An 8,611-nucleotide genomic window follows, 5' to 3' on the forward strand; every position below is an offset into this window, starting at 1 on the left:
GTTGGCTTCCGATCGCAACCAATGCGTGGCGCTGCACGACTGCGATATCGTCACCTACGAACGCGGCATGCTGGCACGTTTGCTCTATCCGCTGGCCAATCCGTCGTTTCAGTACGAGTTCTGCAAAGGCTTTTACGCGCGCGTGGCCGATGGCAAATTAAATGGCCGCGTTGGACGTTTGCTGGTGGGTCCGCTGCTACGCTCCTTACAGAAAGTCTACGGTCACTCCGAATATCTCGATTACCTCACCAGCTTTCGCTATCCGCTCTCTGGCGAGTTCGCCATGCGCACGCATGTGCTCAACGGCATCAAGATTCCGGGCGATTGGGGATTAGAGATTGGCGTGCTTTCGGAGATTTATCGTAACTACACCACGCGCCAGACGTGTCAGGTGGAGATTGCCGATAACTACGACCACAAACATCAGCCGCTGGCGGAAGATGATGGCACCGGCGGTCTGAAGCGCATGAGTAATGACATCGTGCAGTCGCTATTGCGTAAGCTGGCGACCATGGGCGTGCCGCTCACCAGCGATTCGTTCCGCGTATTGAAAGCCACTTACTACCGCAATGCGCTGGATATGATGGAGATTTACAACCACGAAGCCACCATGAACGGCCTCAAGTTTGATCAGCACATTGAAGAAGCGGCGGTGGAAATGTTTACTCAGGCGATTCTCGATGCCGGACAAGCCTTTATTGAGCGTCCGAACGAGAAACCGTTTATTCCCAGCTGGAGCCGTGTGCAATCGGCTTTCCCGGATATTCTGCAGCGTATTTATCAGGCCGTCGAAGAGGATAACGACGGCAAGGTTTAATCCGCTGCACAGACGCGATTACGCCCACCGGTCTTCGCCAGATAGAGCCTGCTGTCCGCGCTGGCCTGCAGGCTCTCGGCAGCGTAATCGCCCTGCTCTTCGCTGCCGCTGACGCCCGCCGAAAGCGTAATGCCAAAGGTGGTGCTGGCGTTAACCAGAATAGTTTTCGCCTCCAGCCGCACGCGAATCCGCTCCGCCACCGCCTGCGCCTCTGCCAATGTGGTTTCTGGCAGCACGATGCAGAACTCTTCCCCACCAACGCGTCCAGCGACATCGTATTTGCGCAGCGTGTGGCTGATCACGCTCGCCACGCGAATGATGGCCTGATCGCCCGCCTGATGTCCCCAGGTATCGTTGACCTTTTTAAAATGATCGATATCCAGTTGAATCACCGCCAGCGGCGTTTGCTGCTGCTGGCCGCGCGCCGCCAGCGCATCAAATTGCTCGAAGAAGGCACTGCGATTGAGCAGGCGTGTCAAACCATCATAATTTGCCCGCCACACCAGTTTGGCCGACATATCATTCAGGCGCCGCACCAAACGGAATATCACCTGATGCGCCGCCACCAGCAGCAAGACAAACACCAGCCACATACCCACCATAAACAGCGCCACGCGGCCTAACTCTTGTGAAAAGCCTTGCTTCAGACTTTGAACATTGACGATATAGGCATCAACGTTCCTGAGTTTGCTCCAGGTAATAAATTGCGTTCCGAGCCGCGACACACCGGCTGGACTCTGCAGAATTTGCTGCTCTAACAACGCCTTTTGTTCCGCAGTCAATGCCTGGTCGTTGGGTGCAGTCAATCGGGTAATTTCATGCAGTGAGCGATCCAGCAATACCATTTTGCCCTGCAATGAGCTGTTGCGCGCGGATGCAAGCAAGGCATGGATACGCGACTGAGTGAAATCCATCGACAGCACGCCGTACCAATAACCTTCGCTGATAATCGGCGTGCTGACCGTCATCATCAGCCCTTCATCAAATAAGCCCTGATAACCTTCGGTCCAGCGCAGGCGCGCATGCAGCGGATTGTGCGGATCCTGATCGCGGAAATAGGGGCGCTGAATCATGGTGGCGTAGCTCTCTTCCAGCTCCTGCGCATTTTGCGGCGGACGCGAACTGATGTAGAAACCGGCTCGCGAGATGTACCAGAAGCGGGAATGGAAATCCTGTTTGGTATCGCCAAACTGCAGGATAAAGCTGAACTCCAGCGCCGCACGCAGCTCATGATCAATATGGGTATCGTCACGCGATAACAGCGGGTCGCGCGTCAACCAGCTATCGCCGACGCCGTTTATCGGCATGCTGCGCGGGCTGGATAGCTGTAGCTGCCACGGATTCTGATGACGCAGCTGCTGAAAGCGCGCCACCGTTTCGCGCGCGTGATCGGAATCGAGCGGATGGGTCAGCGCGTAGTTGAGCATTTGCTGGTAATAGAGCAGCTCGTCCAGGCTCTCCTGGAACTGGCTGTCGAGGTTTTTCTGCACGTCGGATAACTGCGCGCGTTGACGCTGTTCGTAATTGTTTTTCAGCTCAAAGGCTTCATGCACGGTGAGAAAAGCGGAGAAGAGAAAGACCGCCAGAAAGCAGAGATGAACCGGTATAAATGGACTTTTCCAACGCGATAACTGAGGTGAGTTTGGCATGTGCATCCCTGCTTCGAAAAGAGGCGAATGCGCAAAGTGTAGTCAGTTTGGGAAAAAATTTATAGGCAGGGATCAAAGGTAAACCATTGAGCTACAACTCCATTCGGGACGGCAAAAACCGTCCCGAATGGATTCAACTGGCCAGCTGTTGCGCGCTTGATAAGTGACTGAGTTCGTCACTGTGGAACGCCTCACGTCGCACGCTATAACCATCATACCAGCGACACTCTACCATTCCGCTGGCATAGCCGGTGACCACCATGGTGGGTCCGCCCTGTTTGTGCTGAACTTCGTCACTGATTGCAAAGATCATACCGCACCTCCCTCTTTCATCGTTAAATGACCGAGTTTAGGTATAGCAGCTGTGACCGACTTTTTCCTATACGATAAATCTATTACTTCTACTAAATCAGAATAAGCAGTTAAAAACTCTGCAAATAAAAAAAGCCGACAAGATTTATTGTCGGCTTTGATAGCACTTCCCGAACAGGAAAATTAGATTTTGCAGCCTTCGCAGTCCGCTTCGTCGCTGATATCAGCCGGGACTTCGTTGGCTTTCTCTGCCGCTTTGGCTTCAGCCTGTTCCAGCTGTGCATCGATATCAAATTCAAACATATCGTCGTTCATCATCGTTCTCCTGACCGTGATTAGAAATTTACAGCGCTTTATAACTGCTAGCCGCGCAGCTTAGCAATCAGATTTACGCCCAACAGCACGATCGACCCAATGATAAAGCCGATCACCAAATTGGCGCCGTTGCTGAGCAGTGCCGAGACCAAACCGTTGAATCCGGCGCTATATTCGCTGATGGCGTGATGTAACGGCGTAATGCCGTGTACCACAATGCCGCCACCAACCAAAAACATCGCGAGGGTACCGACCAGCGTTAAGGCTTTCATTAACCAGGGCGCAAAGGCAAGCAATACGCCGCCAATCGCCTGCGCCACGGTAGAGGATTTCTCTTTAAGCCAGAATCCCAAATCATCGATTTTGACAATCATCGCCACTATGCCGTACACGCCGATGGTAACCAGAATAGCGACGCCCGCCAGTATCAGTACCTGATTCAGCAGCGGCGCCTCCGAAACGATGCCCAGCGTGATGGCGACAATTTCTGCCGAGAGGATAAAGTCGGTGCGCACCGCGCCTTTGACTTTATCTTTTTCGAACGCGCGCGGATCCTGCTGCGCCAGTTTGTCGAGACGCTGTTGACGCGCCTCCGGACTTTGCTCAGCCTTATCGTGATTCAGGCTGTGCAGCACTTTCTCCACGCCCTCGTAGCAGAGATACGCGCCGCCAATCATCAATAGCGGCGTAATCAACCAGGGCGCAAAAGCCGAGATCAATAACGCCAGCGGCACCAGAATTAATTTATTGAGAAAGGAGCCTTTTGCCACGCTCCATACAACCGGCAATTCACGGTTGGCTTTGACACCGCTAACCTGCTGCGCATTAAGCGACAGATCGTCACCCAATACGCCTGCAGTCTTCTTTGCCGCAACTTTGCCCATTACCGAGATATCGTCGAGTAGTGTTGCAATATCATCCAGAAGTGTAAGTAAACTGGTTCCTGCCAAAGTGGTATTCCTTATTATTCCGGTTCGTGATCCTGACAACAGGGGCAACGCTCAATCGCCGTCACTGACATATCGGCGATGCCCGCACAGTCCCATTCAACGCGTAATGGCCCCGTCAGATCCCCGGCGTGCAAATACTTGCTCACCGGACTTTCCGTCATGCCGCTGATCTCTTCGGTGGCGACCAGCCGATCGCCAAGATAAATGCGCGCCGTGGCTTGGGTTGTCACCATCCGCTCATCGCGGAGTTGATACAGGCGCTTAACGGTAAGTTTGATGCTGCTCATGGCTCAATTCCGCGTCCCAGAGAAAAGGGAGATCTAAACTGTTATGGCGGCTAAAAGCAACAATCTCGCACTATTCAACGCGATAGTGATGCAAGCCCTGATGGTCGATTTCGCTGCTGTCGGTTGCCGCCAGCAGCCACTCTTCTAAACGTTCAATCAGCGCGCTGTCCTCCAGCTGCAGTTTGCCGCGCAGCGCGCACTCCCAAACAATCAGTACTTTCCAACCTCCTTCGCGCAGTTGTTCGACGTAACGCCGGTCGCGCTCAACGTTACTGTTAATTTTGCCACTCCAGAATTCGGTACGCGTGGCGGGCATCTTAAATAAGTAGCAGTGATGGCGATGCCAGAAGCAGCCGTGAACAAAGATAATCGCTTTCTCGGCGGGCAGGACAAAATCCGGGCGGCCCGGCAGCGCTTTATCCTGCACGCGATAGGTGAAGCCGCGATCTTTAAGAATCAACGCAATACGCTGTTCAATCGCGGTATCCTGATTGCGAATGGCGCGCATGTTTTTGCTGCGAATGGCTTGCGAGTGAACGTCTGCCATAGCGTCTCCTTGTATTAGCGCTTCTTCAACTTTAGCGGCTTAGGCCAAAAGCGAAAGCACACCGCACGCCAATTTCCTCGTTGCGTGATGAGTGTTAGCATAGCCGCTTCACTGTTAAGGAAAAACGCATGCTCGCTATCGACCCCGTCTCGCCCTCCCCGTTTACCGCCAATCAGGATGACGCGACGTCGCTGTTACTGCAGGTGCTCGATATCTATGCCGCACGCGATGTGGTTATCACCTTAACCGACGCCGGTGGCCGCGACTGGAGCGTGCCGCGTTTGAATCGTATTCGCGCCGGTAAAAGTGCCGCACCTGCGCTCTCCAGCCGCGAAGTCGCCAGCCTGCAGGCCTTGCTGCCGCAGCGTCCGGCGCATTATGACGACGCCAAATTCCAGTTTGTCGATCTGTTTGCCGGTATCGGCGGCATTCGCCGTGGCTTCGAGCAGATTGGCGGCCAGTGCGTGTTCACCAGCGAATGGAATAAAGAAGCGGTGCGCACTTACAAAGCTAACCTGTATAGCGATCCGCAGTTGCACCACTTCAACAGTGATATTCGTCTGGTTACGCAGCCAGCTGGCATCAACGATGAGCAGGAAATTTATCAGCATATCGATCGCACCATTCCCGATCATCAGGTGCTGCTGGCCGGTTTTCCTTGCCAGCCCTTCTCGCTGGCGGGCGTGAGCAAGAAGAATGCGCTGGGTCGCGCGCACGGTTTTGAGTGCGAAGCGCAAGGCACGCTGTTCTTCGATGTGGCGCGCATTCTCGCCGCGAAAAAGCCACCGTTCTTCGTGCTGGAGAACGTGAAAAACCTCAAGAGCCACGATAAAGGCCGCACCTTCGCCATCATTATGGCCACGCTGGATGAGCTCGGCTATGACGTGGCGGATGCCAACGACAGCGGTTTGCCGGATGCCAAGGTTATCGATGCGCGCCATTTTCTGCCGCAGCATCGCGAGCGCATTGTGCTGGTGGGCATTCGTCGCGACAGCGGGCTCAGCAATGGCTTTTCGTTGCGCGCCCTGCCCGCGCTCTATCCGCAAAAGGTGCCGTCGTTACACAGCCTGCTGGAACCCGAGCCGGAAGCAAAATACACGCTATCGCCAACGTTGTGGAATTATCTCTATCAATACGCGAAAAAGCACAAAGCCAAAGGTAACGGCTTCGGCTTTGGCCTTAACGACCCGCGTAATCTGAACATTTGTGTGCGTACCTTATCGGCGCGCTATTACAAAGATGGTTCGGAAATCCTCATCGATCGCGGCTGGGATCACGCGCAAGGCGAAAGCGATTTCCAGCAGGCGGAGAACATGGCGCGCCGTCCGCGTCGTTTAACTCCGCGTGAATGCGCCCGCTTAATGGGTTTTGAAGCGCCGGGAGAAGCCAAACTGCGCATTCCGGTGTCCGATACGCAAGCCTACAAGCAGTTCGGCAACTCGGTGGTGGTGCCGGTATTTGCTGCGGTGGCGCAACTGTTATTGCCGCTGATTGAACAGTACGCCGCGCAAAAGGCGTAGCTATTCAGGACCACAATTTTATTTAGGGCCGCGCTTTATGCTGTTTTCCGCCTAATCGCGCCCGCTGTCACCAAACTGTCACGCGTGCTGCCAATACTCCTGTTTTATTTTTTGGAGGCGTGTGATGTCACTCCTGTCTGTTATCTCTCTGCCGCTGCGGCTGCGCGTGCGGTTATCCCTGAAAATCCCGTTGTGGCTCACCAGTTTGCGTAGCCAGTTTTTGCTGTTCATTGTGCTGTTCTGCTCTCTGCAGTTTGCCGGTGTGCTGCTGCTGAATACCCACGTGAATCAGACGCAAACTTCACTGCAGCAGGCCAATCAACTGCGCGAACGTCTGGCCCTGTTGGATAAAGCGCGTATCGAGCTGCTCACCGCCAGCGATAACAGCCATCGCGCCGGCATCTATCTGATGCAGGATCAGCAAAGTGGCTCAGTCGATAGCTGGAAAAGCCTGGCTGCGGCGGCCGATGACTCGTTGAAAAATGCACAGCAACAGTTCGCCGCCTATCACGCCAATGCAGATAGCCCGCTGGCGCAAGGTTTCGCCATGCTGGCGGAAGGATTGCAGGAGCAGCTAAAAGGATTAGCGGCTAACGACATCAACGCCTTTTTTATGGTGCCAATGCAGGCGTTTCAGCAACAGTTTAATGATGCCTGGTTCAGTGAAATCGAGCAGGCTAATCATCAGCTCAGCAGCGTGAATCAGAACACGCTCAGCACCTTAAAGCTGAGCCGCAATATGTCGCTGATTGTCAGCGCAGTGCTGATGGCGCTGTTGGTGCTGGCCTCCAGCTTGCTGATGCGCGGCGTGCTGTTGCCGCTGCGTCGCGCTAACGCGCAGCTGGAACAGATCGCCACCGGTGATCTTATTGACGCGCAAAACCATCCGCGTCGCCAGTCGCTGGAAACGCGCCAGCTGTTCCAGTCGATTGATACCATGCGGCGCGGCTTGCAACAGATTGTGCGCGACATCAACACCGTGGCGGTCAGCGTGGCCGCCGGTGCCGAGGATATGCAGCAGCACAACGAAAAAGTGATGCAGCAACACCAGAAGCAAAATGCCAGCTTCCATCACTTGTCTCAGCGCCTGGATCGCGTTTCGGAAGAGGTGGAGATCGGTGCACAGTTCTCGCAGCAGGCAACGCAGGAAGCACAATCAGCCGATGCGTTGATGCGTAACTGCGCGGTAGAGGTCGATAAGATGGAAACCCAGATGCAGCAAATTGTCACCGCATCCGATGATATCGCCGGGATTGTGGGCATGCTGGATGACTTGTCGATGCAGACGCGGTTGTTATCGCTGAACGCCGCAATTGAATCGGCACATGCGGGCGCTTACGGCCGCAGCTTCTCGGTGGTCGCCAAAGAGATGGGCTTGCTTTCGCAGCAAAGCGGGGCTTCCACGCGCCAGATCGATGGCTTGATTCAGCATACGCAGCAGCATGTGCATGATGGCTTCGATAAGGTGAAAGCGCTGGAAGTGCTGTTCGCGCAGATCAGCGCTGCGGTGTCTGGCGTGGTAACGCAGCTGAACGAGCTGCAGCAAAACAGTGCCGCGCAGAGCCATCGGGTGAAAAAGATTGCGCTGGAAGTGGTGGAGATGAGCGGACAGCTACAGCAAAACGAAGCGCTGAACGCCCATCAGGTGCAATCGGCGGTGCAATTGCGCGAGTTATCTGACCGCCTGGCGCAGCGCGCGCAGCAGTTCCGTATTTAATCTGCAGGCATAAAAAAACCCGTCAATGACGGGTTTTTCGCTTATTTCTTCTTCTTACTTTTCTTCAGCAGCGCACGAATCTGCTTCAATTCCGCAGCAGAGAGCTGATCTTCCACCGCTTCCTGGGTGTCCAGGCTATCAATGGCCGGTTGCGCACCCGCATCTAAACTGGCCTGCAAGCGATTAACGATCTCCTGACTCATGGAGATTTGGTTATCTGCGGCTAACTGTTTGATGTGCTCTTTCAGTGCCGGGTCAATTTTAATGGTTAAGTTAACAGTCTCGGTCATTTTCATACTCCCTTTTGATTTACAACAACGTAGCGGAAGCAGATGAAACTTAACAGACTGTCATAAAAATTTAATATTACGAGTGTATAGGGCTGAAATCTCTTAACACCGACTCATCGATGGAGGTCAGATTGCCCTGCAGCTCGGCGCAAAGTTTGCCCATGTAGTGGACGAGAAAATCGGCGTTATGTTCGGCCAGCAGGCGTC

Annotated in this window: 10 protein-coding genes and 1 pseudogene; 3 read left to right on the forward strand and 8 right to left on the reverse strand. The window is 54.2% G+C overall.

The window, feature by feature from the left end; translation table 11 throughout:
* The coding region (locus RTY00_RS14140) for a glycosyl transferase (protein WP_312664876.1) at nucleotides 1-817 on the forward strand (817 nt) is incomplete at its 5' end.
* Here RTY00_RS14140 and dgcQ read toward each other — a convergent pair.
* The 6 genes from dgcQ to RTY00_RS14170 all read right to left on the reverse strand — a co-directional run bounded on the left by dgcQ (nucleotide 814) and on the right by RTY00_RS14170 (nucleotide 4,877).
* Complete coding sequence (gene dgcQ / locus RTY00_RS14145) at nucleotides 814-2,466, reverse strand: cellulose biosynthesis regulator diguanylate cyclase DgcQ (protein ID WP_312664877.1); 1,653 nt, start codon at nucleotides 2,464-2,466, stop codon at nucleotides 814-816. The genes RTY00_RS14140 and dgcQ overlap by 4 nt on opposite strands.
* A 133-nt stretch (nucleotides 2,467-2,599) precedes the next feature.
* Nucleotides 2,600-2,779: a YodC family protein gene (locus RTY00_RS14150; RefSeq protein WP_008105429.1), complete on the reverse strand. Its 180-nt coding sequence runs from the start codon at nucleotides 2,777-2,779 to the stop codon at nucleotides 2,600-2,602.
* Nucleotides 2,780-2,961: 182 nt separating this feature from the next.
* Complete coding sequence (locus RTY00_RS14155) at nucleotides 2,962-3,096, reverse strand: hypothetical protein (RefSeq protein WP_255253243.1); 135 nt, start codon at nucleotides 3,094-3,096, stop codon at nucleotides 2,962-2,964.
* 44 nt (nucleotides 3,097-3,140) lie between these two features.
* A complete protein-coding gene (locus RTY00_RS14160) occupies nucleotides 3,141-4,043 on the reverse strand; it encodes a DUF808 domain-containing protein (protein WP_008105432.1) in 903 nt (300 codons plus the stop codon).
* Between the two features lie 14 nt (nucleotides 4,044-4,057).
* Nucleotides 4,058-4,330: a hypothetical protein gene (locus RTY00_RS14165; protein WP_008105433.1), complete on the reverse strand. Its 273-nt coding sequence runs from the start codon at nucleotides 4,328-4,330 to the stop codon at nucleotides 4,058-4,060.
* A 70-nt stretch (nucleotides 4,331-4,400) separates the two neighbouring features.
* On the reverse strand, nucleotides 4,401-4,877 hold the full coding sequence (locus RTY00_RS14170; protein WP_008105435.1) for a very short patch repair endonuclease: 477 nt from the start codon (nucleotides 4,875-4,877) through the stop codon (nucleotides 4,401-4,403).
* Between the two features lie 128 nt (nucleotides 4,878-5,005).
* On the opposite strand from RTY00_RS14170, the gene dcm reads away from it, so the two are divergent.
* Both dcm and RTY00_RS14180 read left to right on the forward strand, forming a co-directional pair.
* Nucleotides 5,006-6,397: a DNA (cytosine-5-)-methyltransferase gene (gene dcm / locus RTY00_RS14175; RefSeq protein ID WP_312664878.1), complete on the forward strand. Its 1,392-nt coding sequence runs from the start codon at nucleotides 5,006-5,008 to the stop codon at nucleotides 6,395-6,397.
* A 124-nt stretch (nucleotides 6,398-6,521) separates the two neighbouring features.
* Nucleotides 6,522-8,114, forward strand: a complete 1,593-nt coding sequence (locus tag RTY00_RS14180; protein ID WP_312664879.1) for a methyl-accepting chemotaxis protein — start codon at nucleotides 6,522-6,524, stop codon at nucleotides 8,112-8,114.
* Nucleotides 8,115-8,155: 41 nt separating this feature from the next.
* On the opposite strand, the gene RTY00_RS14185 is transcribed toward RTY00_RS14180, so the two are convergent.
* Together RTY00_RS14185 and RTY00_RS14190 are read right to left on the reverse strand one after the other, a co-directional pair.
* A complete protein-coding gene (locus RTY00_RS14185; protein ID WP_008105442.1) occupies nucleotides 8,156-8,404 on the reverse strand; it encodes a hypothetical protein in 249 nt (82 codons plus the stop codon).
* Between the two features lie 76 nt (nucleotides 8,405-8,480).
* A pseudogene (locus RTY00_RS14190) lies at nucleotides 8,481-8,611 on the reverse strand (hydrolase); the annotation flags it as partial.

Origin of the sequence: Pantoea sp. CTOTU49201 (assembly GCF_032054795.1) — a bacterium.
Taxonomy (GTDB): domain Bacteria; phylum Pseudomonadota; class Gammaproteobacteria; order Enterobacterales; family Enterobacteriaceae; genus Pantoea; species Pantoea symbiotica.